The following is a 22,793-nucleotide window of genomic DNA, read 5'->3' on the forward strand; positions in this document are numbered from 1 at the left end:
TCTCATGGCTATCTTTACCGCAATTGCTGCCGCCATCACCGCAATTTCAAGCTGGACGATTGGCCTGGGCGCGCTTGGCTCTTTTGCGATTGGCAACTTTTTGCTGCGTGCGGCTGTGCAATTGGGTGTTTCGGCTTTGGCGCGGGCCTTTGCTGGCAAGCCTCAGGCTGAGCCCTTTTCCATTCAGGGCAGCATTCAAACCGGCGGATCGGTGCCGCGTTCCTTTGTGTTGGGTCCCTCGCTATCGGCGGGCTCGCTGGCGTGGCATTCTGAATGGGGTGATGTTGGTGGCACGCCAAACGCCTATTACACTCAGGTGATTGCGCTGAGCGATCTGCCGGTTGCCGGTTTGCGCCGTTGGTTCATTGAAGGCCGCGCCGTGTCTCTTGAGGATACTGGTGACGAAAAGGGGCTTGCCGCTGTTGAGTACCGTGAGAACGGGAAAGATCATGCTTGGTTGCGGTTTCACGATGGCAACCAAACGGCGGCTGATGAATTTCTCACGGGCACAGTGAGCCAAACCGCGCCGCGCGTTTATTCGCCTTCCCGCATCGGATTTGGTGTGGCTTATGTGGTGGTCACGTTCCGGGTTAACCAAGAGATTTTCACGGGGTTTCCGCGTTCAAAATTCGTTCTTGATGGTGTCAAGCTTTATGACATCAGCAAGGACGGCTCGCAGGGCGGCGTTGGCTTGCAGCGTTGGGATGAGCCCGCAACGTGGGGTGGTGACGGTGACGCCCTGCCCGCTGTGCAGGCTTACAACCTGGCCCGTGGCTTCCGCTATGGTTCCCCGGCGCTCGGCGGTGGCTTTGAGGCTGCCGGGCGCGTTTCTCTCGGGTCTGGCGTTTCTACGCTGTCTCTAGAGCTTATTGGCGGCGGCGGTGGCGGCATGACAGACGAGGCGGGCACCGACACTGTGGCGACCCTCAAGGATGGCGCTGCCGTGGTGCAGGTTTGGACCGCCAGCGGCGGTGCGGCGCGTAGCGCCTTGGATCATAACGGCGGGGTTTCGCCTCGCTCGCCGTTTGGCGATGGTGCTGAGGGGCAAAAGTATATTCAGGCGTCAGGCAAGGGCGAAAACGGGGGGCAACCGCTCATCCGTGGCGGTGCGTCGGGCGTTGTGGTTGTGGTGTCTGATTTTGACATTTCCGGGCTCAGCGATCCGATCCTTGAGATTGAGATTGGTGCGGGTGCCACGGATGCCCGCGATGGTGTGGCGCTCTACTCTGCTGGGTTTGAGGCGGGTTCCCGTGCGGCTAGCTGGTTCTATGGCCTGCAAGGCTTGACTGCCGCGCGCTTGCCTGCCGCGCATTGGATTTCTCAGGTCGAGAAGTGCCGTGCGGAAATTCAGGGTGAGGACGGGCTTGAGCCGATTTATCGCGCTGCCGGTGAGATCACTGTGAATAGTGAAATTGGCGCGGCGTTCGAGGCGCTTTTGACGGCTTGCGCCGGGCGCATGAGTGAAGTGGGCGGGATCTTCAAAATCTATGTTGGTGGCCCTGATGCGCCTGTTGCTCACTTCACTGATTTGGATATTGTAAGCCTCTCGCCGCAATCGTTCACGCCTTTCTATGGCTTGAGCGATACGGTCAACGGCGTGATCGCCTCTTACCCCTCGCCCGATGAGGGATATGTGATGCGTTCAACACCGCCGCTCTACAACCCTGCATTTGAGGTTGAGGATGGCGGACGCCGCCTGATGGCTGATGTTCAACTGCCTTTTGTGCCTTTCCCGGCTCAGGCTCAGCGCTTGCTTGTGGGCGAGCTTGCTGCGGCGCGCCGGGCGCGTCGGCATACGCACACTCTGCCCGCGCGTTTCCGGCTCATTGAGCCCGGCGATGTCGTGACGTGGACAAGCGCGCGCAACGGATACGAGGCAAAGCAATTCCGGGTTGATGGCATTATTGATCTGCCCAATTGCGATTTGATCGTTGATGTAACTGAGGTTGATCCGGCGGATCATGGGAATTGGGATCATGCTTCTGATTTCGTCCCGGTTACGCCCTCGCCGTTGCCGCCGGTGCTGCCGTCTGCGCAAAGTGTCGTTGGTTTCGATCCTATCGCGGCTGATGTCGGGGATGGTACGGGCGCAGCCCGCCGCCCTGGCTTGCTTATGCGTTGGGATGGCGGCGTTGATGATGTTGCGGGCATTCTGTTTGAGGTGAGTGTTGCGACAACTCATGAGGTTGTTGCCCAGGTCGAAACTCGCGCCTTTGAGGTGGGTGTTTTGCCTGTGGTTTCTGGGCTTCTGCCCGCTACCATTTACGAGGTTCGCGCAAAATATATCCCGGCATCGCCGCGCGCTGTTTCGTGGACGCCTTCGGTTTTGGTTTCTACGAACGGCGTGTATCTTGGTGTGGACGATTTGGATGGTCCGGTACAGGACACTCTGAAAAACGCCGATGAGGTACGCGGGGACCACGACGCGCTGGTGGACGGCTTTGTGGGAAAGCTGTCTGACGCCTTTGACGGGGTGGATACGGCCATAGACGCCATGGGCGCGGACGTGTCCTCTATCGTCAGTCAAGTCACCGGCTTGCTGCCGAGTGGGTTCGGTGGTGGCGCACAGTATTGGCAGGAAGCAAGCGGAGCGCTTGCGCCTCAGGCCGCCAACACCCCTTACCCGATTTCCTACGATGCGGCGCTGTCGGCCAATGCCATCGAATTGAGCGCAAGTAACAAGAACGTCGCAACCAAAGGAATAGTCGAGGTCCAGAGTGATCGCGTCTATGAAATCGAGGTTAAAGGCCGTGTCACCAATGACGGCACCAAGGGGCCGATCTTTCACTACCTGGGCATTAGCACTTGGGACAGTTCTGGCGTCGCATTGCTGACCAATTTCCAATTCAAGCTGGATGATGTCAGTGTAGCGGACGGCGTTTTTCACCTAACAATGATTGTTGCGGGTGAGGGTTCCGCCGCCTACCCTGCGGGATCGGCCGGAATTAACATGCCGACCGGCACGGCGGTGTTTCGCCCGCACTATCGTGTGAATGGTGGGAATAATTCGGACGCGACGGTCAAGATTTCCATGCTGGCGGTGCGCGAGGTCACCGGCATTTCCAAGGCCGACTCTGTGAAGGCCACCCTTGAGACGCAGTACCTGACCAGCGAGGGCGTGAACGGGGCCATTGCGGCCATGCAGACGCTGTTGCAGGCGGGGATCGACGACAACGCGGACGATATTGGTTCGATTTCAGCAACCCTGACCAGCGAATATCTGACCAAGGCTGACACGGAAAGCGCCATCGCCGCCGTGCAGACGCTGTTGCAGGCGGGGATCGACGGAAACGCTGATGATATTGGGCAGGTGTCGGCAACGCTGACCAGCGATTATCTGACAAAGGTTGACACGGAGAGCGCCATCGCTGCGGCCCGCCTCTCGCTGAGTTCCGCGTTCTCAAAATCTCAAGGCGTTCTGATTGACCAATTCTTGACGGACGCCCTTGGCTGGAATCGATATGCGGCAGAGGGGGTATTGACCAAGGCAGCCAACGAAATCTTTGACGAGGGTGAAACCTGGGGGTTCGATTTGACCGCCGTACAGCGCGATGGCTTGGCTTCCGGCACAGGTACAGGTGCGTGGAGCGGACAAAGAAACGCTCTTGGGTATGTTGTAGAGTGTGATTTCACGCTGGTCAGCGGGACACTGACCGGGGCCGGTCTATATCTGGCTTGGAAGAACACCGGGGGTCAAACTTGGGCCTCGTTCAAGGAGATGCAAGATTGTCTGTCTGGACCGGTCGTCTTGGGTCAGAGGGCAACGGCGCGGGTTCTGCTAAAGCGTCCTAGTGCTTTTACTGGCACCTTCGATCTTCACGTTTTCCACGCTTTTGCGAACTGGAATGGCTTTCCGGCGATGGCCGCAAAGAATATCAAGTTTCACCGCGTCAATATCCGCGTGGCGACGGCGGAGGAATTGGCGCAGGAGCAAATACAGGATGATGTGGCAGATGTTGCCGCTGATCTGGCTGTTAACCATTACACCAAGGCCGCTACAGACAGCGCCATTGCTGCGGCCACAACCGATCTAAGCGTCGATATTTCGAACCTTCAAGGCAACATCACCGACATCCTCGGTCTCGAAGCGAATTTCACCAACGGCACTATATTCGGCACGATGCTGACAGAGTTGGGCGTTATGGCGAATGGGGTTCCGTCTGTTGTCACCGCTCAGGGTACGGCCATTGCTGACCTGGAAGGCAATGCATCGGCGGGGTACTTAATCAAGGCGCAAGCGGGTGATGAGGTTTCCTTATTGGAGCTGATCGCCGCTGATGGCTCTGAGGGGTCGGTTTCGATTGCCAAAATCTCGGCCGCTTCGATCTTGCTTGATGGGTCTGTGACGGCGGCGCACGTTAGTGTTTCGTCTTTCGCGGCGGCGGGTCTGGCGGTGTTTGGCGGCACTTTGAGGTCAAGCACCTTCAACGGCGCAATCAACGGGTCGGGCGCGATCACTGATCCTGGTTCTCAGGGGTGGGCAATCACCAAGGAGGGCAATGCCGCCTTTACAAACCTGATCTCGCGCAGTGATCTGGTTGTTGGTTCGGTGTCTGATGGCTCGGCGCTTTTGCTTTATGCAACGCCGGTGGTCAAACTGCATTTTGAGAGAGCAACCGCAAATAGCTTGGGTGTGTGGACGCAAGATAATTTTTGGACGCTGGCATGGGCTGCGAGCTACCGCCACTATGAGTCGCGCTCAGTGTATTCCGGGGGTAAGGGTGACATCACAACCTACTACACGGATCGCACTAGTGTGATTTTCCGTTACCGGCTCAAGATTGCCGGGGTCTGGGGCGCTTGGGTGAATTATTCCCAAAGTGGCTGGTCGGCATCCTTCACAACTTGGCAGACGCACACTGCGACTGAGGTGCTTTTGGGCAATTATGACGATGTTGAGCTTGATGTGCTGATTGCTCACAACGAAATAAGCCAGCCTAGCAATCCTAGCTATTGGGGTGGTAGCGCCTTTACGCAGCCAAATATCAAAGACGTGGCCCTTATCGGAAAGGCAATTGCACGATGAAACATTACGCAATCATTGATCAAGATGGGTTTGTTGAGGGGGCGGGTTTCGGCGTGCCCCCTGTCGGGGCTGTTGTGGTTGATAGGGTTGGGCTTGCTGACCTGTTGCTGATGCATGTCGATGGTGAGGCCGGGCTAGTCCCTCGGCCCGCCATTGCCGCGCCTGTGCTTGATGGGGATAGCTTGTCGCTTCCGTCTGGCCCGGTCGGCACGCGGTTGCGTGTTGTGGACAGGGTGAGTGATGAGGTTCTTTGGCAAGCGGTAACTGATGGGGGCTTGGTGGCGCACGTTTTGACGCTGCCGGACCCCGGTAGCTATGTTGTCGATATTGAGCCGCCATTGCCCTTTGTGCCGGTCCAATTGGAGTTTGTGAAATGATCCTTCACCGATCTGCGGAGAGTAAGCAAAAAGAGCTTGCGGCACACAAGGCGCAGGCAATTCAGGATATCAATCAGCTTATCGGCGCTGTAAGATTGCTGTTCATCACTGATATCGCCGGGCAACAAATGATTTACGCGGAAAAGGAGCGCGAGGCGAATAGCTTTTTAGCGGCTGTGCCTGAGCCTTCCGATCTCGCGCCATACCCTTTCATTTTTCAGGAAATGAACGCAACCGGCATGACGGCCTATGAGGTGGCGCAGATGTTTCTAAACCTCTCTGTGCATTGGCGCGCGGTTGGCTCGTCCCTTGAGGGGGTGCGTATCAACGCAAATGCCACGGTTGATGAGGCATCTACAAGAGCCGAAATTGAAAGCGCTCTTGGCTTTCTTCGCCTGACCTTGGAGGGTTACAGGTGAATATTGTTAGTCGTCCGCTGCGGGAAATGCGTCTTTTTTTCAGCCGCATGTGCGAGCTGCAAGGTTCCCGAAGGTTGGAGGATGCGCTTGCTGAGTTGCGCCACTATGTCGATCTTGACGCTCATTGCGTGCTTGCGGTTGATGGCCGCAAGGTTCTCGGGTCAGTCATTTTCTTTCCGGTTGGAAAGTCGAGCGTGGCAACTGGCTATGCGGAAAAGATCGGCGCGGCCCCGGATAGGTCAATCTTGTGGTCTTTTATTTGGGTGGACAAGTCGCGCCGGGGCGAAAGCATTTGGGCAAGAATGAATGAGGTTTGTCTATCGGAGGCGCGCGCGCAAGGGTTCGTGTCGGTCATTAGTTTTGGATATGAAACTGAGGAAATCTATCGGTTCTTAATCCAGAACCCTCGCAACATTGCTACTGAGGTGATCGACTATACGGGCCGCGCGGTGTTGATTGCGGAAATTTGACGCCTGCGCGCTAATCTGGTGATCCCTGTTTTGGCTTGATTTGTGACGTATCTTAACCTTATAAGGTTTGAATGTCCCTAAACGGTTTGCGCCGGTGCGCGCCGTCACCTTGGCCCGCTTTCGAGCGGGCCTTTTTTTTGAGGAATGAAATCATGAAATACGTTGAAAACGTGCGGGCCGTTCTGCGGTTCTCTTGGTCGGTGCGCCTGATGGTTCTCGCCGCTATCCTGTCGGGCTTGTCTGCGTTCTTTGATCTGGTCGATGCGCGTATGCTTGGGCTGCACCCGCTTGTTTTTGCGGGCATTGCCTCTCTGGTGAGCGCCTTGGGTGTATTTGCTCGCGTGATCCGGCAAGTTGCTGTTTCCGGTGTCGTGCGCCGGTTTTGCTCTGATGAAAGCGGCGCGATGCGGGTGCGTAAGCGCACCCTGGCCGCGAGCGTTGTGGCCGTGGCGATTGCATCGGCCTCTTTCGTCGGACAATGGGAGGGTTTGCGCACGCAAGCCTATCAAGATGTGATCGGCGTTTGGACGGTTTGCTACGGCGAAACCAAGGGCGTGAGCCGGGGCGATAGCTATACCAAAGCGCAATGCGATGCGATGCTTGATGAGGAATTGCGATCCTACGCCGTTGGCCTCGGCAAGTGCCTCAAGGCCCCGTTGCCTGAGGGTGCGGCGGTCGCGTTCCTGAGCTGGTCTTACAACGTCGGCACCGGCGCGGCTTGCCGGTCAACGGCGGTGCGCAAGGCGAATGCGGGCGATCTTTTCGGTGCCTGCGATGAGCTGTTGCGGTGGAACCGGGCCGGGGGGCGGGTGATCAATGGTTTGGTCAATCGGCGCAAATCTGAGCATAGCCTTTGCACGGGATCGCTGATCGCGGCGGGGCTCAGCCGCCCGGTCGGCAAATGATCAGCGCGGCAATAGCCGCCCTGCGCGCCCTGTGCGTCCGCCCTGCGTTGCGGCGGGCGCTTTGGGTTGCTGCCTTCGCGTTCGCGCTTTGCGGCGCTGTGGTGGCCTTTGTGGCGCGCGAGCGCGCCGACGCGGCGGCTGATGTGCGCCGCGAGCTGGACGCACAACAATCCCAAGAGGTGAAAGATGCAATCATTCGATCTGCGCCGGGGCCTCGCCCTAGTGGCTCTGAGTTTCTTGAGTGCCTGCGGCGAGCCGGGCCGGGCTGTCTTTGACGCCTCAGCGGTGCCTGCACCGCCGGAATATACGGCTGAGTTTAAGCGCGAGCTGGCGGCGGAAATCGACGCCGCGCCGCGCAATAAATTGATCATTCAGGCGCTCACGGATGCCTCTCAGCACTATGACCGCATCCGCCGCTTGAAGCGAGATAAAGGGTAAACCCAAAATGAAAAGTCAACGCAAAACCGGCGCGCAGGACCCCGCTCGCGCGCAGCGGATCAAGGATGCTCTTGAGGCATCCTTGCGGGATGGTTTCGACCCGTTCCGCAAGCCGATGGGCGGCAAGGGGTCGAGCGTTTCGGAGGCGGCGCGGCGGCTCACCGAAACCGGCTATCAAACGACTGAGCGCATGGTGCGTGCATTCCTTGAAACGCAGGCGGCGGCTCATGCGCGCGGTGGGGATCACTTTTTGCCTGATTGGGGGTTGTTCGCTCGCCCTGGCGCACCCGCTGCCGCGATCCGCAAGGGTGAGGTGCGGCGCTGGCTTCTGACATCGGCGCAAGATGATACGGATGTGCATTTGCGTTTTTGGTCTAACCTGCAAGCCTATGCCCGGCACATTGGCGCTGAGGTTGTCGTTGGCGGGTTCACCTACAATCACGCACTTTACACCGATCACCAGACGCGCACCGCGCAGTTTGCGCGCGAGGTGTTGCCGCATTTGCGTTTCGATCCGATGGATTGCGGCCCGGTGTTGTTCTGCGCTGAAATGAATACCCTGCCAACGGCGGTGCGCCCACTGAGCGGCCTAACAACCTACGCCCAAGGGCGCACGGCTGTTTTTCCACACGCAAAGCTTGCCTTTGAAAGTGTGCCCGCCATGCCCGGCAAATTCGTGCCATCGGTCATGACAACGGGTGCTTGCACGCTGCCAAACTACGTCAAGAAAAAAGCCGGTCTCAAGGCTGAGTTTCACCACGTTCTAGGCGCGACCGTTGTTGAGGCTGATGATAGCGGCGGGGCATGGCTGCGCCAAATCTCGGCAACCTCTGATGGCGCGTTTCAGGATTTGGATGTGATCGTGCGCGCCGGGCGCATCAGTTCGGGAAACCGCGTAAAGGCGGTCACCTTTGGCGACATCCATATCCCAAGCCTTGCGGATGATGTCTTTGACGCTCTTTGGGGGCGGCATTGCGGTTCTCTGATGGATGTCCTGCGGCCTGAATACCAATTCATTCACGACTTGATGTCCTTTGAAATGGCATCGCGTCACGTTGATGGCGATCCAATACACCGCGCCCGGATGAGTGCCGCCGGGCACTCTGGCATCCGTTGGCAGGTGCGCGAGGGCGCAAAGTTTCTGCGCGCCATTGAGCGGGATACCTGCCGCACGGTCATGGTCGAGAGCAACCATGATGATCGGCTGATGCAATGGGCGCGGCGCGATGGTGACCGCATGGATACGCCAAATTCCGAATATTGGCATGAGTGCAACCTTTCCCTTTTGCGAGCGATCCGCGAGGGCGTTGAGGGGTTCAACCTTTGCCGTTGGGCGCTCAAGAATGAGGATGCCCGTGAGCTTGAGGGCATCGACTTTGTGCCAATTGGCGGCTCTTTCGTGATCTGTCAGGATAGCGGTGGCATTGAATGCGGGATGCACGGGCATCAGGGGCCGAACGGTTCGCGCGGCACGGCGGTTGGCCTTGCTAAGATGGGCACGCGACTCACGATTGCTGATAAGCACTCGCCGCAAATCCTGGATGGCGTCTATATCGCCGGGATGTCTGGCGATCTTGATCAGGGCTATAATAATAGCCCGTCAAGCTGGCAGCGGTCCCATGTTGTCACATACGCAAACGGTAAGCGCACTCTGATCACGCAAACCCCTGATGCCCGGTGGCGGGCATGATCGGCGCGGCGGCTGTTAGTGCCCTGTCCGGCTATCTGTCCAGCGTGATTGCGCGGATCGTGGCGCACGTCTGGGGGCAAGCCTTGCGCCTGTGGTGCTGGCCTCTGCGTGAGGCCGTGAGCGCGCCCTCAGCGTGGCACGCGGGCGCTGTCCTGCGATGGCACGCGCACCGGCACCTTGCGGGCTCTGGTGATCGCGTTGATGGGCACTCTGCCCGCGTGGCGATCCTGATCTTGCAGTTTTGGCCATATCCGCGAGCTGAGCTTTTGAAGGCGGCGCTCACTCATGACTTGGGCGAGTTTGCAACGGGTGACATTCCGGGGCCGGTCAAGAGGTCGAGCCCGGAGCTATACGCGGGCATTTCTGATCTTGAGGCTGGTGCGATTGCCGCCCTCGGTTTTGAGGCTGTTGATCTGATGCCCTATGAGGCAAAGATTTTGCGGCTCGCTGATGGCTTTGACGCCTATCTGTGGGCCTTGCATCATGCGCCTGCATATGTGCGCCGCTCGGCGGCGTGGCGGGCCTTGCTCAAGCGGTTGCGCCAGCTCGCGCGCGAGCTGGGCGTTGTCGATCAATTCAATGAAATTTTGCGGGGTGTTTCTGATGTCAGGGCATAGCGTTTCACTTACGGGCGCTATGCGCCTGTTGATCATCGGTCACGGTCGGCATGGCAAGGATAGTGTGGGCGACATCCTGCGCGACAACTACGGCTTGCGCAGTTGTTCCAGCTCTGAATTTGCGGCGCAAAAGGCTGTCTTTCCGCTTGTGTCTGATCTCTATCCAAATTGGCGCGCGGCCTATGAGGATCGGCACGCGCACCGCGATCTCTGGTTTCATGCGATCCGGGCTTACAATCTGCGCCCTGGCCCTATGCTCGCTGAGCAAATTCTTGTGGGTCATGACATTTACACGGGGATGCGCTCGCGTGATGAGTTTGAGCGGTCCCGTGAAATCTTTGATCTTGTGGTTTGGGTGGATGCCTCACGGCGCTTGCCGCCTGAGCCTGCTGGCTCAATAGAGCTGAGCGCGTCGGATGCGGGGTGGATCATTGATAACAACGGCCCGGCAGACGCCTTGCCGGGTGAGGTTGCCAAGATGATCGACCGCATTCTTGATGATTGGGTGATTTCGGATGCTTGCGAGCGCCACTTTTAGACCGGACGATTCGGCGCATGTGACCAGAACATAGCGGAAACCGACTGCACGGATTTTGCACGGGCAATCCGTGCAGTCACAATCAATTCACACTAAAACGCATCAAAAAACCTTAAAAGGTTCCTCTCTTTTGACCCCTAAACCCAAGTGAAAAAATTAGTCTTTTCAGGGGTTTAGGTGGCGGAGACGAAGGGATTCGAACCCTCGAAACCTTGCGGTTTACTCCCTTAGCAGGGGAGCGCCTTCGACCACTCGGCCACGTCTCCACCGACGCGTATAGCCGTGCAAACATTGGGTTTACAAGGCCAAAAATGGAGAACTTGTTTCACATCGGAAATCGTCGGTTTTCCTGCAAAGAGCCCTGAAATGTGACCTAATGCCAGTGGAAGCGTGGCAAGCGGACGGCTCAATCGGTTGCCTTGAACCGCGCGCGAACGACATATCCCATGGCGACAAGGAACAGGGCGGCCATCGCGTACCAGGTCAGGGCATAGGCCAGATGGGTGTTGCGGAAAGTCAGGCGGGTGAGCCCGCCGCGTGGCCAGCCGCGATCTGTGGCAGAGGCTTCGGCATCTATGAAATATGCGGTTTGCGCATTTTCGAGGCCCGCGGCACGGCTCATCTCGGTCAGGTCGGCCGAGACCCAGCGTCCCGTTTCGGGCTGATTGCTTTCCAACAATGTGCCACCCGGTTGATCCAGCCGTACCAGGCCGGTCACCCCGAGAGGGCCTTTGGGCGTGTCCCAGGCCGCTTGGTCCAGCCCGTTCGGCACAAAGCCGCGGTTAACCCAGACAGTGGCGTCGTCGCCTGCAAGAGGTGTCATGATCCAGTAGCCGGGGCCGAGGTCTGTGACGGCCTTGATCCGCAAGCTTTGATCATGGGCAAAGGTGCCCGTGGCAAAGACCCGCAAGTATTCCGGTGCGGCACCTTTTGGGGCGGGCACCGGATCGCCATAGGCGCGGGTTTCGACGTTTTCGATCAGGTCCAGCTTCCACGCCAATCGGCGCATCTGCCAGTTGCCCAGGGCGATCATGCTGGCAAACATCACGGCTGCCAGCACCAGTATCGTCACATCGACCCAGACCGGGCGTCGGGTGCCGCTCACTTCACCGCGCGCACACGTTCGATCTGGTCGTGTGCGGGCATCATGTTGTTGTTCAGGTGCGTCATCACCCAGATCGAACCGACCAGAACGATCAAAAGGAGTATGCCGGTAAAGACCAGCGACATGACCTGCCACCCTGCTTCGGCCTTCACCGTGACATGCAGGAAGTAGATCACGTGCACGATGATCTGAATGGCCCCCAGCCCAAAGATGATCGTCAGTGCCAGCCACAGGTGGATTTCCACCTCGCCCAGCACGATCCAGAAGGGGATCACCGTGAGGACAACCGAAAGCGCAAAGCCGATCAGGTAGGACCGGTAAGACCCGTGCGCGTCGTCAGTGGCGTGATCGTTGGTGGTCATAGCAACACCCCCGTGAGGTAGACAAAGGAAAACACCCCGATCCAGATCAGGTCGAGGAAGTGCCAGAACAGGCTCAGGCACAAGATGCGGCGTTTGTTGTCGTGGTTCAGCCCGTGCTTTTGCACCTGCACCAGCAACACCGCCAGCCAGATCGTCCCGGACAACACGTGCAGGCCGTGGGTGCCCACCAGGAACCAGAAGGACGACAGGAAGGCGCTTGCGCCCGGACCGGCCCCCAGGTGCCACAGATGGTGGAATTCAAGCACCTCCATCGTCAGGAACCCGATGCCAAAGGCTCCGGTGACCAACAACCAGATGGTCATGACGCCTTGCTTGCCCAGCTGCATGTTGATCACCGCGAAACCGTAGGTGATCGACGAGAACAGCAAGAAGAAGGTGGCCAAAAGGATCTTTTCGATCTCGAACAGGTCCGACGGCGCGGGGCCGGCCGCATAGTTCGTTCCAAGGACAGCATAGATCGCAAAGAGGATGCCAAAGATCAGGCTGTCGCTCATCAAATAGATCCAGAATCCCAGCATGGTGCCGGTTTCGTGGTGGCCGTCCGCATGGCTGGCAGGATCGGTGTCGTAGAAATCAAAGCCTTCGGAAGGCTCGGGGGGATGGGTTGCTGTTGTCATGGCTGTTTACTCCGCCGGAACCACGGGCCTGCGCCCGTTCGCGATGGCGCGGACCTCGTCCGGCTGCAAATAGAAATCACGGTCATAATCAAAGGTGTGGTAGATGCCGTAGGCAACCGACCCGATGAAACCGACCAGCGCCAGCCACCAGATGTGCCAGATCATGGCAAAGCCCATCACCGTCATCAGGGCCGAGATGACAAGGCCGCTTGCCGTGCGTTTTGGCATGTGGATCGCCACATAGTCATCTTGCGGATCTTCGGCATTGTGCGCCTTCATGTGGTCCCAGGCGTCCAGCGCATAGACGTTCGGCACATGCGAAAAGTTGTAGTAGGGCGGTGGCGAGGACGTGGACCATTCCAGCGTCCGCGCGTTCCACGGATCGCCGTCACAGGCCAGCGCGGCGCGGTCGCGGATCGACACGAAGATCTGGATGATAAAGGCCACCACGCCCACCGCGATCATCGCCACGCCCAGCGCGGCAATGCCGAACAGCAGCGCATAGCTTGTGTCCTCGAACTGGCTCAGGCGCCGTGTCACGCCCATCAGGCCCAGGATGTACAGCGGCATGAAGGCGAACCAGAACCCGCCGACCCAGCCGTAAAAGCTGACCAGTCCCCAGAACTTGTTCATGTGGAAGCCAAAGGCCTTGGGCCACCAGTAGTTGATCCCGGCAAAGACGCCAAAGACCACGCCGCCGATGATCACGTTGTGAAAGTGCGCGACCAGAAACAACGAGTTGTGCAGCACGTAATCCGCCGGTGGCACCGCCAGCAGCACGCCGGTCATGCCGCCAATGGTAAAGGTGATCATAAAGGCGATGACCCACATCATCGGCAACTCGAACTTGATACGTCCCTTGTACATGGTGAACAGCCAGTTAAACAGCTTGGCCCCTGTCGGGATCGAGATGATCATCGTGGTGATCCCGAAGAACGAGTTCACGTCCGCGCCCGCGCCCATGGTGAAAAAGTGGTGCAGCCAGACCAGATAGCTGAGGATCATGATGACGCACAGCGCGTAGACCATCGACGTATAGCCGAACAGCCGCTTGCGCGAGAATGTCGGCACGATTTCCGAGAAGATGCCAAAGATCGGCAGGATCAGGATGTACACCTCGGGGTGACCCCAGATCCAGATCAGGTTGATGTACATCATCGCGTTGCCGCCCATGTCATTGGTAAAGAAATGGGTGCCAAGGTAGCGGTCGGCGGTCAGCAGCGCCAAGGTGGCGGTCAGAACCGGGAAGGATGCGACGATCAGGATGTTGGTCACCAGTGTGGACCAGGTAAAGATCGGCATCTTCATCCAGGTCATGCCCGGCGCGCGCATCTTTACGATTGTCACGATCAGGTTGATGCCCGAAAGCGTCGTGCCGATCCCTGCGATGTTGAGCGACCACAGGTAATAGTCGACGCCGACGCCGGGGCTGAACTCCAGCCCTGACAGCGGTGGAAATGCCAGCCATCCGGTCGCCGCGAATTCGCCCACGAACAGCGACAGCATCACCAGAACCACACCGGAAAACGTCAGCCAGAAGCTGAAGTTGTTCAGAAACGGAAAGGCGACATCCCGCGCGCCGATTTGCAGCGGCATGACATAGTTCATGAACCCGGTGATGAAGGGCATCGCCACGAAAAAGATCATGATCACGCCGTGCGCGGTAAAGACCTGATCATAGTGATAGGGCGGCAGGAATTCGAGAACGCCGGCCGAGGCAAGCGCCTGATGAATGCGCATCAGGATCGCGTCGGAAAAGCCCCGGATCAGCATCACGGTGGCCAGCACCATATACATGATGCCGATTTTCTTGTGATCGACCGAAGTGAACCATTCCGTCCACAGATAGCCCCAAAGCCGTTTGTAAGTCAGCCAGCCGACGATACCCAGACCAAGCGCCATGGTGACGAGAAAGGTGCCCAGGATAAGCGGGTCGTAGAACGGGAAGATGTCCCAGCTCAGCTTGCCCCAGAACCAGTTCACGGGATTGGTGATGTCGGGAAAGCTGTGTGCGGTGGTTTCGGTTGCTGTGGCCATGTTCAGTTCTCCCTTGGCACGGACATCTGCGGCGTCTCGGGCGGCAGCAGGTCCATGGCGGCAGTGATGTCGGTGGCGCGGTCGGACAGGTCCGGCCGCAGGATTGCAAACATGCCCTCGGGATTGTCGGCCGAGCACAGGCCGCGGTACAGTTCGCGGTTGTACAGCCCGTCAATGCCGCCGCCACCCAGCGCGTCCACCATCATCATGTCGTTCATGCACAGCTTGTCGTCACCGACGCACATGTTCAGGATACGTTGCCACAGGCCGTCCTGGACCGAGCCGTAATAGTGGACGTCGTTGTCGATGCTGGGCTGTTCCAGTTGGACAAACGACTCGCGGTCCAAAGGTTGTTCTGCGCCGGCCACTTGCGCGGTCCATTCGTCGAACCCGGCTTCGTCCAGCGCCTTGACGTCAAAGCGCATGCGCGAAAATCCCGCACCGTTGTAATGCGAGGCAAAGCCCGCGTAGGTGCCGGGGCTGTTGAGTACGCCGTTCAACTCGGTTTCCATGCCCGCCATCGCGTAGATCATGCCGACCATGTCAGGGATATAAAACGCGTTCATGACGGTGGTCGACGTCAGCTTGAATTCAACCGGACGGTCCACGATGACGGCCATCTCGTTCACAGTGGCAATGTTGTATTCGGGATAGATGAACAGCCATTTCCAATCCAGCGCCACCACCTGCACCTGCAGGGGCGTCACGTTTTCATCGACGGCCTTGGTGGCGGTAATGCGGGGCAGGTCGCGGTAGGGATCAAGACGGTGCGTCGCCACCCAGGTCAGACCGGCCAGGCAGATGATGATCGCGAGCGGCACCGACCAGACAACGATCTCAAGGCTGACCGAATGGTCCCACTCGGGATCATAGGCCGCCTCTTCATTGTCCGCCCGATACCTGATCGCAAAGAACACCGTCAGAGCCAGCACCGGAACAATCACGATCAACATCAGAACGGTCGCGTAAATGATCAGGTCGGCTTGCTGCGATGCGACATCTCCGGCCGGGTTCATGACAACCAGATTGCATCCCGACAATGCCAGCGCCCCAAGCGCCAGCAAACCGAAACGACCAATCCTGCGGCTTGTTCTGGGTTGAAAGAAAGACATCCAAGACCTCTTGTGTGTTTCTTCGGAGGGTGTTCACCTGTGGCAGCTAAATAACACTCGGGGCTGATTTAGACAGCGCGATCGCTGCGGTATTTTGGCACGGCTGCCCTGGGTCGGGCTGCGGTATTTTAGCACGCCTGTCGGAAATTGTGGTGATTTCCATCTTGGCCGCTATCCTAAGAATGACAGCGAAGAAGGGGTTAGGTCATGGCGATCGGTAATGCGGCAGGCACGGGCATTCGCAAATCGGGCGACGTCGATCCGAATGCAAGACAGACTGTGCAACTGGACGACGTTATCACGACGGTGGTGATGGCGCGGGTGACCGATTATTTCGGGTTCTTCGTGTTCGCCATCGCCTCGGCACTGGTTTTTCCGACAATTTTCTTTCCCTACCTCGAACCCGTCCCTGCAACGCTGGCCTCTTTCGCAGTGTTCTCGCTGGCCTTTCTGGCCCGTCCCGTGGCCAGCCTGATCGGCCGCAGGCTTGAGCCGCGGATTGGAAAGCCTGGGAAAATTACGGTGGCGCTGATGCTGCTGGGGACCTCGACCGTCGCAATCGGGTTGCTGCCCGGATACGACCGGATCGGCTGGGTCGCCCCCGCGCTGCTGGCGGTTCTGCGTGTTATTCAGGGTCTGGGCCTGGGCGGCGCGTGGGACGGTATGACCCTGCAGCTCAAATCCGCCGCCCCGAAAGAGCGTGACGGCCTGTACAGCATGGTACCGCAACTGGGCGGACCCATCGGATTCTGTGTCGCCGCCGCGATGTTCTATGTGCTGACCGGTTTCCTGACCGAAGAGGAATTCTATCAATACGGCTGGCGGTTTGCGTTCTTTGCGGTGATGGCCGTCAACGTCGTGTCTCTGTTTGCACGGCTTCGGCTGCTGACCACGAATTTCGGATCGGATGAAGCCACGATGATGAAATCCGCCCCGCTTGGCTTCCTGCTGCGGACACAATGGCGCGAGATCCTGCTGTCGGCGTTCCTGCCGCTGTCCAGCTATGCGTTGCTGCACATGCTGACGGTTTTCCCGGTCAGCTATACGCTGCTGTTCACAGACAACGCCATCGACCGTATCATCCTGTGGCAACTGGTTGGCGGCGCGCTGGCTGTCGGAACTGTGATCCTGTCGGGGTTGCTGGCCGACCGGTATTCGAAACGTGCCGTGATCATCGGGTCCAGCGTGCTGACGCTGCTGTTGTGCCTCAGCATCGGAACGCTGAACGACAATCCTGCCGTCTATATCGTGGCCGGTTTCATCATCTTCGGCCTGTCCTACGGCCAATCCAGCGCAATCGTGCCCGACCGGTTTTCTCCCGATTGCCGCTATTCCGGCTCGGCGCTGGCCACCAACCTGTCCTGGATCTTTGGCGCAGCCTTTGCGCCGTTGGTGGGGCTGTTCCTGGCCAGCACCTTCGGGCTTTGGGCGGCTGCGCTCTACCTCGTTTCGGGCGTGGTTGTGACGCTGGTGGCACTTTTCAGTCTGCGGCGTCAGTCCGACAAGATCTGAGCCGTCAGGTTTGATGACCTCGCCCTAAGCAACGTGCGGTCGCATCTTCTGCGGCCGTATTGATTGCATTTGACGGTCCTGCCCAAACACCCTATCCCTCTGCGTACCAGGGGCGCTGCAAAGCTGAGACGTACCCTTTGAACCTGACCCAGATAATGCTGGCGTAGGGAGGTCGTATGTTCCGCTTTTCCGCGTGCCATTCCTCCCTTTTTGCCTGCGCGAAAAGGAGAGACCATGACCCCCCAAGACATTCTGACCGCGTTGCGTGACCAGAATCCGCTGGTCCACTGCATCACCAATTACGTGGCGATGAACATTGCCGCCAACGTGGTGCTGGCAGCGGGTGCATCGCCTGCGATGGTCCACGCGCCTGAGGAAATCCCGGAATTCACGCCGATTTGCGGGGCTTTGACGATCAACATCGGCACATTGTCGTCCTCGTGGCTGGCCAGTATGACCACCGCCGCGACCCTTGCGGGCACGCATGACATCCCGTGGGTGTTCGATCCGGTGGCCCATTTCGTCTCAGAATATCGCAAGCGTGCGGCACAGGACCTGTTGGCTCTGCGCCCGACAGTGATACGCGGGAACGCCTCTGAAATACTGGCCCTTGCAGGCGAGGCAGGCGCCGGGAAAGGGGCTGACAGCGGGGACAGCGTGGATGCTGCACAATCGGCGGCAAACGCACTCGCGTCAAAATGGGGCGCGGTCGTCGCGGTCACCGGTCCCGTCGATTATGTGACCGACGGCACGCGGGATGCCCATGTCTCGGGCGGCTCGCCACTGATGCCCAAGATCACGGCCCTGGGATGCTCCCAGACGGCCCTCATGGGGGCCTATTGTGCCTCCGGTCCCGCGTTCGAGGCGACCCTTGCCGCGCTCGCGCATTTCAAGGTGGCAGGCACCGCAGCGGCGCAGCAGGCAAAAGGCCCCGGCAGCTTCCAGATGCATTTCCTCGATGCCTTGGCGGCGACGCAGCCGCAGGATCTTGGTCAGGTCATCGTGTGATGGTCTTTCACCGCGAACACCTGCGCCTGTATCTGGTGACCGACCGGGACCTGTGCGCCAGACTGGGTGTCATCGAAACGGTGATGCAGGCCGTGGCGGGCGGGGTCACGATGGTGCAATTGCGCGACAAAACCGCGACCACGGCGCAACGTACGGACCTGGCGATTGCGCTCAAACATGCCCTGCGCGGCACGGATGTGCCTTTTGTCATCAACGACGACATCGACGCGGCTATCGCCGCAGATGCCGATGGGGCGCATATCGGTCAGGGGGACATCGCCCCCGCACAAGCCCGCACATTGCTTGGGCGGGACAAGATCCTTGGGCTGTCCTGCGAAAGCGTGGAAATGGTCGAGGCCGCCGATGCGGCGCTGGTGGATTATCTGGGGCTGGGTCCGGTGTTCGGCACCGCCACAAAGGCAGATCATGCACAGCCTGTCGGGTTTGACGGGTTGGCACGGATGGTGGCCGCATCCAGCCTGCCCACCGTCGCGATCGGTGGCCTGAAAGCCGACCATATTGACAGCGTTCGGGCGGCCAATGCTGACGGCATGGCCGTCGTTTCGGCGATCTGCGGACAGTCCGATCCTTGTGCCGCCGCCCGCGCTTTTGCCCGTGCCCCGTCGGAGTGTGCCCCATGATCCCCAATGTCCTGAGCATAGCCGGCTCCGATCCCTCAGGCGGGGCGGGCATTCAGGCCGATATCAAGTCGATTTCGGCAAACGGTGCCTTTGCGATGGCGGCCCTCACCGCATTGACCGCGCAGAACACCCAAGGTGTCAGCGATATTCATTTTGTGCCGCCGGCCTTCGTGCAAAGCCAGATCGACGCCATCTTTGCCGACATTCGTGTTGACGCGGCCAAGATCGGTATGATCGCGACAGCCGAAGTTGCGGCTGCCATTGCCCGGTCGTTGTCGGGGCACGCGGCCGTTCCCGTTGTGCTGGACCCGGTGATGATCGCCAAGGGCGGTGCGTCCCTGCTGCAAGAGGACGCCATCGCGGCGCTGCGAACCCTGCTTTTGCCGTTGGCGACGGTGCTGACGCCGAACCTGCCCGAGGCTGCGCAACTTCTGGGCGTCCGGGCCGCTGCCACGCGCGATGAAATGGTAGAGCAGGGTCAGGCCCTGTGCGCGCTGGGTCCGCAAGCGGTCCTGATGAAAGGCGGTCATCTGGACGGAGCGACCAGCCCCGATTGCCTGGTCACAGCGCAGGACGCGATCTGGTTCGAGGCCCCGCGCATCCGAACCGCCAACACCCACGGCACGGGCTGCACCCTGTCCTCTGCGCTTGCGGCGCAACTTGCAAAAGGGCTTGCGCCCGCTGCCGCCGCTTCTGCCGCGAAATCCTATGTCTCAACCGTTGTTGCCCGGGCGGGCGATTTGTCCGTGGGAACAGGCCACGGGCCGACCCACCATTTCGCCAGCTTTTATGCCAATTCAAAAGGATGATCCGATGAGATCTTTTATTCTTGCAGGCGCCCTGTCGCTGTGCGCCGCCCCGCTTTTTGCGCAGGATCAGGTTACCCTGTTGCTTGACTGGTTTGTAAACCCGGACCACGGGCCGGTTATCATCGCGCAGGAAAAGGGCTTTTTTGCCGAACAGGATCTTGAGGTCGAGGTGATCGCGCCCGCCGATCCCGCCGCACCGCCAAAAATGGTCGCCGCAGGTCAGGCCGATCTGGCGATTTCCTACCAGCCGCAGTTGCACCTGCAAATTCACGAGGGCCTGCCGCTTCAACGGGTCGGCACGCTGGTGGCCACGCCGCTCAATTGTCTCTTGGTGCTCAAGGACGGGCCGATTGCCACCCCTGCCGACCTGAAGGGCCGCAAGGTCGGCTATTCCGTCGGCGGTGTCGAAGAGGCGATGTTGGGGCAGATCCTGAAGACTCACGGGCTGTCGTCCAGCGACATTGAACTGATCAACGTCAACTGGTCGATGTCCCCTTCGCTGATGTCAGGGCAGGTGGACGCGGTGATCGGCGCGTTTCGCAATTTCGAACTGAACCAGATGGAGATCGAAGGCGTGCCGGGCCGCTGTTTCTTCGTCGAGGAAGAGGGCCTGCCACCCTATGACGAACTGATCTACGTGGCGCACAGGGACACGATGGATGTTGATATGATCCAACGGTTCCTTGCGGCCACCGAAAAGGCGACGCAATACATCATCAACCACCCCGACGAGAGCTGGGAGCTGTTTGCAGCCACGGCGCCCGAGTTGAACGACACGCTGAACGCGGCGGCGTGGGTGGATACCGTGCCCCGTTTTGCCCTGCGACCCGCCGCGATGGATGCCGGTCGCTACGCCAGGTTCGAGAGGTTCCTGAATGACGCGGGCCTGACGGATGCGATCCTGCCGGTCGGCACAATCGCCATTGACGTGACCGCGCCATGACCGGCGTAGCTTACGGAGCCGCCTTTGCGCATTGGCGGGACGGGTGTGGCGACGGGTGGCGGGCCTATACACATCATGCCTTTGTCGAGGGGTTGGAGCGCGGTTCGCTGCCGCGGGCGGCGTTCCTGCATTATCTTGTACAGGATTACCTGTTTTTGGTACATTTTGCCCGGGCTTGGTCGCTTGGCGTGGTCAAGGCCGAGACGCTGGACGAAATGAAAACCTGCGCCAGTACGGTCGATGCGCTGGTCAATCACGAGATGTCCTTGCACGTCAAAATCTGCGCCGAGGCTGGAATTGACGAGGCCACGCTGTTTGCCGCAACCGAAGAGATCGAGAACGTCGCCTACACGCGCTACGTAATGGATGCAGGGCTGCAAGGGGATTTCCTGGACCTGATGGCCGCCCTTGCGCCCTGCTGTTTTGGCTATGGCGAGATCGGTGCGCGGCTGGATGGTTCTGCCGATGCGCAAACTCCCTATCGGGACTGGATCGAAACCTATGCCGATGAGGACTATCAAGGTGTCATGGCCTCTGTCGGACAGATGATAGACGCGGCGGTCCTGCGCCGTCTGGGGCCTGACTTTGCCAAATCCGCGCGCTGGCCTGCGTTGCAGGACCGCTTTGCCACTGCAACCCGTCTGGAAGTCGCCTTCTGGGACATGGGATTGCGCGGGGCGTGATGCAGGCCCCCGCGATACAGCTTTCGGGGTCCTATCATATCGACGGCACCTGCCTGTTTGCGCCCATTGATATGACCTTGCCCGCTGGGGAATGGACCTGTGTTCTGGGGCGGTCGGGCGTGGGAAAGTCCACGATCCTGCGCCTGATCGCCGGTGTGCGCTGTGCGGGCGATTTTCAGGGGGCAATCACTGCCTCGGACAGGCGGCCGCTGGAGGGGCGCGTCAGCGTGATGGCGCAATCGGACTTGCTGTTGCCATGGCTTAGCGTTCTGGAAAACACGGTGCTGGGCGCGCGGTTGCGCGGCGAGGTGCCGGATTTGCGAAGGGCCGCCAATCTGCTGGAGCGGGTCGGCCTGGCGCGCCATGCGGACAAGAGGCCCGACTCGTTGTCCGGCGGGATGCGACAGCGCGCCGCCCTTGCGCGCACGCTGATGGAGGACAGGCCCGTCGTGCTGCTGGACGAGCCGTTTTCGGCGCTGGACGCTGGCACACGCGCCGATATGCAGGACCTTGCCGCCGGGCTGCTGAAGGACAGAACAGTTCTGTTGGTGACACATGATCCGGCAGAGGCGGTGCGGCTGGGGCACCAGATCATCGTCCTGACCGCCGATGCGGCACAGCCGTGGACGCCGCCGTCGTTGCCCCCGATCCGGGATCAATACGCCCCGGACACCGTTGCGTGTCAGGCGCAGTTGCTGGCTCATCTGAGGCGGGCACGATGACAGGCCTGCGGTACGCATTCGCAGCGGCAGGTTTTACGCTCTTGCTGTGGCAGGGGATCGTCTGGATTACTGGCGTGCCGCCGTTTATCCTGCCTTCGCCCGTGCGGGTGGGGCAGGCGGCCTATGCCAACCGGATGCTGATTGCCGAAAACGCATGGGTGACCGCATGTGAAGTCGGCCTTGCCCTGATCATCGGCACCGTGTTGGGGGCGCTCACCGCCATCCGACTGGCGGCATCTCCGCGCCTGCATCGTTTGCTGACACCGATGCTGATCTTTACGCAGGCGGTGCCGGTATTTGCGCTGGCACCCATCCTGACGCTCTGGTTCGGCTATGGCATTGCCTCCAAGGTCGTCATGGCCGTCCTGATCATCTATTTCCCGGTCACTTCCGCCTTTTACGACGGGCTGACACGGGTGCCTGTGGGGATATTGGACATGGCCCGGACCATGGGCGGAACCGAGTGGCAGATCATGCGCCGGATCAAGATCCCCCATGCCTTGCCTTCCTTAGGAACCGGCCTGAAGCTGGCTGCTGTATATGCCCCCATTGGTGCCGTCATTGGCGAATGGGTCGGGGCGTCCAAGGGATTGGGATATCTGATGCTGCTGGCAAACGGGCGGGCAAAGACGGATTTGATGTTCGCCAGCCTGTTTACGCTGGCCATCATGACGCTGCTTTTGCACATCGCCGTGACCAAGGTTTCGGACCGTCTGAGCCGATACTGAGGGCCGGTGTGCC

22 protein-coding genes, 1 tRNA gene and 1 riboswitch are annotated in these 22,793 nt (G+C 59.5%); of the genes, 17 read left to right on the forward strand and 6 right to left on the reverse strand.

Annotation, left to right across the window (positions count from 1 at the left end; translation table 11 throughout):
* Positions 1 to 4: 4 nt before the first annotated feature.
* The 9 genes from BUC08_RS19775 to BUC08_RS19815 all read left to right on the forward strand — a co-directional run bounded on the left by BUC08_RS19775 (position 5) and on the right by BUC08_RS19815 (position 10,480).
* Positions 5 to 5,026, forward strand: coding sequence for a phage tail protein (locus tag BUC08_RS19775; RefSeq protein ID WP_051694682.1), 5,022 nt, complete (start codon positions 5 to 7; stop codon positions 5,024 to 5,026).
* Complete coding sequence (locus BUC08_RS19780; protein WP_037931116.1) at positions 5,023 to 5,403, forward strand: hypothetical protein; 381 nt, start codon at positions 5,023 to 5,025, stop codon at positions 5,401 to 5,403. The genes BUC08_RS19775 and BUC08_RS19780 overlap by 4 nt, the downstream gene beginning before the upstream one ends.
* A complete protein-coding gene (locus BUC08_RS19785) occupies positions 5,400 to 5,822 on the forward strand; it encodes a hypothetical protein (protein ID WP_037931118.1) in 423 nt (140 codons plus the stop codon). The genes BUC08_RS19780 and BUC08_RS19785 overlap by 4 nt, the downstream gene beginning before the upstream one ends.
* Positions 5,819 to 6,292: a hypothetical protein gene (locus BUC08_RS19790; RefSeq protein ID WP_143186793.1), complete on the forward strand. Its 474-nt coding sequence runs from the start codon at positions 5,819 to 5,821 to the stop codon at positions 6,290 to 6,292. Before BUC08_RS19785 ends, BUC08_RS19790 begins: the two co-directional genes overlap by 4 nt.
* 71 nt (positions 6,293 to 6,363) lie before the next feature.
* On the forward strand, positions 6,364 to 7,197 hold the full coding sequence (locus BUC08_RS19795; protein WP_234973775.1) for a lysozyme: 834 nt from the start codon (positions 6,364 to 6,366) through the stop codon (positions 7,195 to 7,197).
* Positions 7,198 to 7,383: 186 nt separating this feature from the next.
* On the forward strand, positions 7,384 to 7,635 hold the full coding sequence (locus BUC08_RS19800) for a hypothetical protein (protein ID WP_037931123.1): 252 nt from the start codon (positions 7,384 to 7,386) through the stop codon (positions 7,633 to 7,635).
* 7 nt (positions 7,636 to 7,642) lie between these two features.
* Positions 7,643 to 9,325, forward strand: a complete 1,683-nt coding sequence (locus tag BUC08_RS19805) for a hypothetical protein (protein WP_051694683.1) — start codon at positions 7,643 to 7,645, stop codon at positions 9,323 to 9,325.
* Positions 9,326 to 9,543: 218 nt separating this feature from the next.
* Positions 9,544 to 9,942: a YfbR-like 5'-deoxynucleotidase gene (locus BUC08_RS25180; protein WP_159436708.1), complete on the forward strand. Its 399-nt coding sequence runs from the start codon at positions 9,544 to 9,546 to the stop codon at positions 9,940 to 9,942.
* A 19-nt stretch (positions 9,943 to 9,961) separates the two neighbouring features.
* The gene (locus tag BUC08_RS19815) at positions 9,962 to 10,480 is read left to right on the forward strand and encodes a hypothetical protein (protein WP_037931125.1); all 519 of its coding nucleotides are present in this window, start codon (positions 9,962 to 9,964) and stop codon (positions 10,478 to 10,480) included.
* Between the two features lie 178 nt (positions 10,481 to 10,658).
* Here the strand turns inward: BUC08_RS19815 and BUC08_RS19820 are convergent.
* From BUC08_RS19820 to cyoA, 6 genes are all read right to left on the reverse strand, one after another.
* Positions 10,659 to 10,746: transfer RNA gene (locus BUC08_RS19820), tRNA-Ser, on the reverse strand.
* Between the two features lie 140 nt (positions 10,747 to 10,886).
* Positions 10,887 to 11,585 (reverse strand): SURF1 family protein, encoded by a 699-nt coding sequence (locus BUC08_RS19825; protein ID WP_037931342.1) that lies wholly within the window; start codon positions 11,583 to 11,585, stop codon positions 10,887 to 10,889.
* Positions 11,582 to 11,947, reverse strand: a complete 366-nt coding sequence (cyoD, locus tag BUC08_RS19830) for a cytochrome o ubiquinol oxidase subunit IV (RefSeq protein ID WP_037931344.1) — start codon at positions 11,945 to 11,947, stop codon at positions 11,582 to 11,584. Before cyoD ends, BUC08_RS19825 begins: the two co-directional genes overlap by 4 nt.
* The gene (cyoC, locus tag BUC08_RS19835; RefSeq protein WP_037931347.1) at positions 11,944 to 12,585 is read right to left on the reverse strand and encodes a cytochrome o ubiquinol oxidase subunit III; all 642 of its coding nucleotides are present in this window, start codon (positions 12,583 to 12,585) and stop codon (positions 11,944 to 11,946) included. The genes cyoD and cyoC overlap by 4 nt, the downstream gene beginning before the upstream one ends.
* 6 nt (positions 12,586 to 12,591) lie before the next feature.
* Positions 12,592 to 14,622 carry a cytochrome o ubiquinol oxidase subunit I gene (cyoB, locus tag BUC08_RS19840; RefSeq protein WP_081855493.1) on the reverse strand — a complete coding sequence of 677 codons (2,031 nt, stop codon included), beginning with the start codon at positions 14,620 to 14,622 and terminating at the stop codon, positions 12,592 to 12,594.
* 2 nt (positions 14,623 to 14,624) lie between these two features.
* The gene (cyoA, locus tag BUC08_RS19845) at positions 14,625 to 15,734 is read right to left on the reverse strand and encodes a ubiquinol oxidase subunit II (protein WP_051694698.1); all 1,110 of its coding nucleotides are present in this window, start codon (positions 15,732 to 15,734) and stop codon (positions 14,625 to 14,627) included.
* 207 nt (positions 15,735 to 15,941) lie between these two features.
* Here cyoA and BUC08_RS19850 point away from each other — a divergent pair, with 207 nt between their 5' ends.
* The 8 genes from BUC08_RS19850 to BUC08_RS19885 all read left to right on the forward strand — a co-directional run bounded on the left by BUC08_RS19850 (position 15,942) and on the right by BUC08_RS19885 (position 22,780).
* Complete coding sequence (locus BUC08_RS19850) at positions 15,942 to 17,246, forward strand: MFS transporter (RefSeq protein ID WP_051694699.1); 1,305 nt, start codon at positions 15,942 to 15,944, stop codon at positions 17,244 to 17,246.
* Positions 17,247 to 17,344: 98 nt separating this feature from the next.
* Positions 17,345 to 17,433, forward strand: a riboswitch (TPP riboswitch).
* A 47-nt stretch (positions 17,434 to 17,480) separates the two neighbouring features.
* Entirely contained in the window at positions 17,481 to 18,254 is a 774-nt protein-coding gene (gene thiM / locus BUC08_RS19855) for a hydroxyethylthiazole kinase (protein WP_037931349.1), read from the forward strand.
* Positions 18,254 to 18,895 (forward strand): thiamine phosphate synthase, encoded by a 642-nt coding sequence (gene thiE / locus BUC08_RS19860; RefSeq protein ID WP_037931352.1) that lies wholly within the window; start codon positions 18,254 to 18,256, stop codon positions 18,893 to 18,895. The genes thiM and thiE overlap by 1 nt, the downstream gene beginning before the upstream one ends.
* Positions 18,892 to 19,704: a bifunctional hydroxymethylpyrimidine kinase/phosphomethylpyrimidine kinase gene (gene thiD / locus BUC08_RS19865; protein ID WP_037931356.1), complete on the forward strand. Its 813-nt coding sequence runs from the start codon at positions 18,892 to 18,894 to the stop codon at positions 19,702 to 19,704. The genes thiE and thiD overlap by 4 nt, the downstream gene beginning before the upstream one ends.
* 4 nt (positions 19,705 to 19,708) lie before the next feature.
* Entirely contained in the window at positions 19,709 to 20,647 is a 939-nt protein-coding gene (locus BUC08_RS19870; protein WP_037931359.1) for an ABC transporter substrate-binding protein, read from the forward strand.
* Positions 20,644 to 21,330: a thiaminase II gene (gene tenA, locus BUC08_RS19875; protein ID WP_037931362.1), complete on the forward strand. Its 687-nt coding sequence runs from the start codon at positions 20,644 to 20,646 to the stop codon at positions 21,328 to 21,330. Before BUC08_RS19870 ends, tenA begins: the two co-directional genes overlap by 4 nt.
* Positions 21,327 to 22,052, forward strand: coding sequence for an ABC transporter ATP-binding protein (locus BUC08_RS19880; protein ID WP_217621166.1), 726 nt, complete (start codon positions 21,327 to 21,329; stop codon positions 22,050 to 22,052). Before tenA ends, BUC08_RS19880 begins: the two co-directional genes overlap by 4 nt.
* Positions 22,049 to 22,780: an ABC transporter permease gene (locus BUC08_RS19885; RefSeq protein ID WP_051694700.1), complete on the forward strand. Its 732-nt coding sequence runs from the start codon at positions 22,049 to 22,051 to the stop codon at positions 22,778 to 22,780. The genes BUC08_RS19880 and BUC08_RS19885 overlap by 4 nt, the downstream gene beginning before the upstream one ends.
* Positions 22,781 to 22,793 lie beyond the last annotated feature (13 nt).

The organism is Pseudosulfitobacter pseudonitzschiae (genome assembly GCF_900129395.1).
Lineage (GTDB): Bacteria > Pseudomonadota > Alphaproteobacteria > Rhodobacterales > Rhodobacteraceae > Pseudosulfitobacter > Pseudosulfitobacter pseudonitzschiae.

Excerpts from the sequence above, each read along its gene's own strand:
- BUC08_RS19805 (WP_051694683.1), top strand. The coding sequence starts at position 7,643 with ATGAAAAGTCAACGCAAAACCGGCGCGCAGGACCCCGCTCGCGCGCAG.
- cyoD (WP_037931344.1), bottom strand. The coding sequence starts at position 11,947 with ATGACCACCAACGATCACGCCACTGACGACGCGCACGGGTCTTACCGG.
- BUC08_RS19785 (WP_037931118.1), top strand. The coding sequence starts at position 5,400 with ATGATCCTTCACCGATCTGCGGAGAGTAAGCAAAAAGAGCTTGCGGCA.
- BUC08_RS19850 (WP_051694699.1), top strand. The coding sequence starts at position 15,942 with ATGGCGATCGGTAATGCGGCAGGCACGGGCATTCGCAAATCGGGCGAC.
- thiD (WP_037931356.1), top strand. The coding sequence starts at position 18,892 with ATGATCCCCAATGTCCTGAGCATAGCCGGCTCCGATCCCTCAGGCGGG.
- BUC08_RS19795 (WP_234973775.1), top strand. The coding sequence starts at position 6,364 with ATGTCCCTAAACGGTTTGCGCCGGTGCGCGCCGTCACCTTGGCCCGCT.
- tenA (WP_037931362.1), top strand. The coding sequence starts at position 20,644 with ATGACCGGCGTAGCTTACGGAGCCGCCTTTGCGCATTGGCGGGACGGG.
- BUC08_RS19775 (WP_051694682.1), top strand. The coding sequence starts at position 5 with ATGGCTATCTTTACCGCAATTGCTGCCGCCATCACCGCAATTTCAAGC.
- cyoB (WP_081855493.1), bottom strand. The coding sequence starts at position 14,622 with ATGGCCACAGCAACCGAAACCACCGCACACAGCTTTCCCGACATCACC.
- BUC08_RS19815 (WP_037931125.1), top strand. The coding sequence starts at position 9,962 with ATGCGCCTGTTGATCATCGGTCACGGTCGGCATGGCAAGGATAGTGTG.
- BUC08_RS19800 (WP_037931123.1), top strand. The coding sequence starts at position 7,384 with ATGCAATCATTCGATCTGCGCCGGGGCCTCGCCCTAGTGGCTCTGAGT.
- BUC08_RS19885 (WP_051694700.1), top strand. The coding sequence starts at position 22,049 with ATGACAGGCCTGCGGTACGCATTCGCAGCGGCAGGTTTTACGCTCTTG.
- cyoA (WP_051694698.1), bottom strand. The coding sequence starts at position 15,734 with ATGTCTTTCTTTCAACCCAGAACAAGCCGCAGGATTGGTCGTTTCGGT.
- cyoC (WP_037931347.1), bottom strand. The coding sequence starts at position 12,585 with ATGACAACAGCAACCCATCCCCCCGAGCCTTCCGAAGGCTTTGATTTC.
- BUC08_RS19870 (WP_037931359.1), top strand. The coding sequence starts at position 19,709 with ATGAGATCTTTTATTCTTGCAGGCGCCCTGTCGCTGTGCGCCGCCCCG.
- thiE (WP_037931352.1), top strand. The coding sequence starts at position 18,254 with ATGGTCTTTCACCGCGAACACCTGCGCCTGTATCTGGTGACCGACCGG.
- BUC08_RS19780 (WP_037931116.1), top strand. The coding sequence starts at position 5,023 with ATGAAACATTACGCAATCATTGATCAAGATGGGTTTGTTGAGGGGGCG.
- thiM (WP_037931349.1), top strand. The coding sequence starts at position 17,481 with ATGACCCCCCAAGACATTCTGACCGCGTTGCGTGACCAGAATCCGCTG.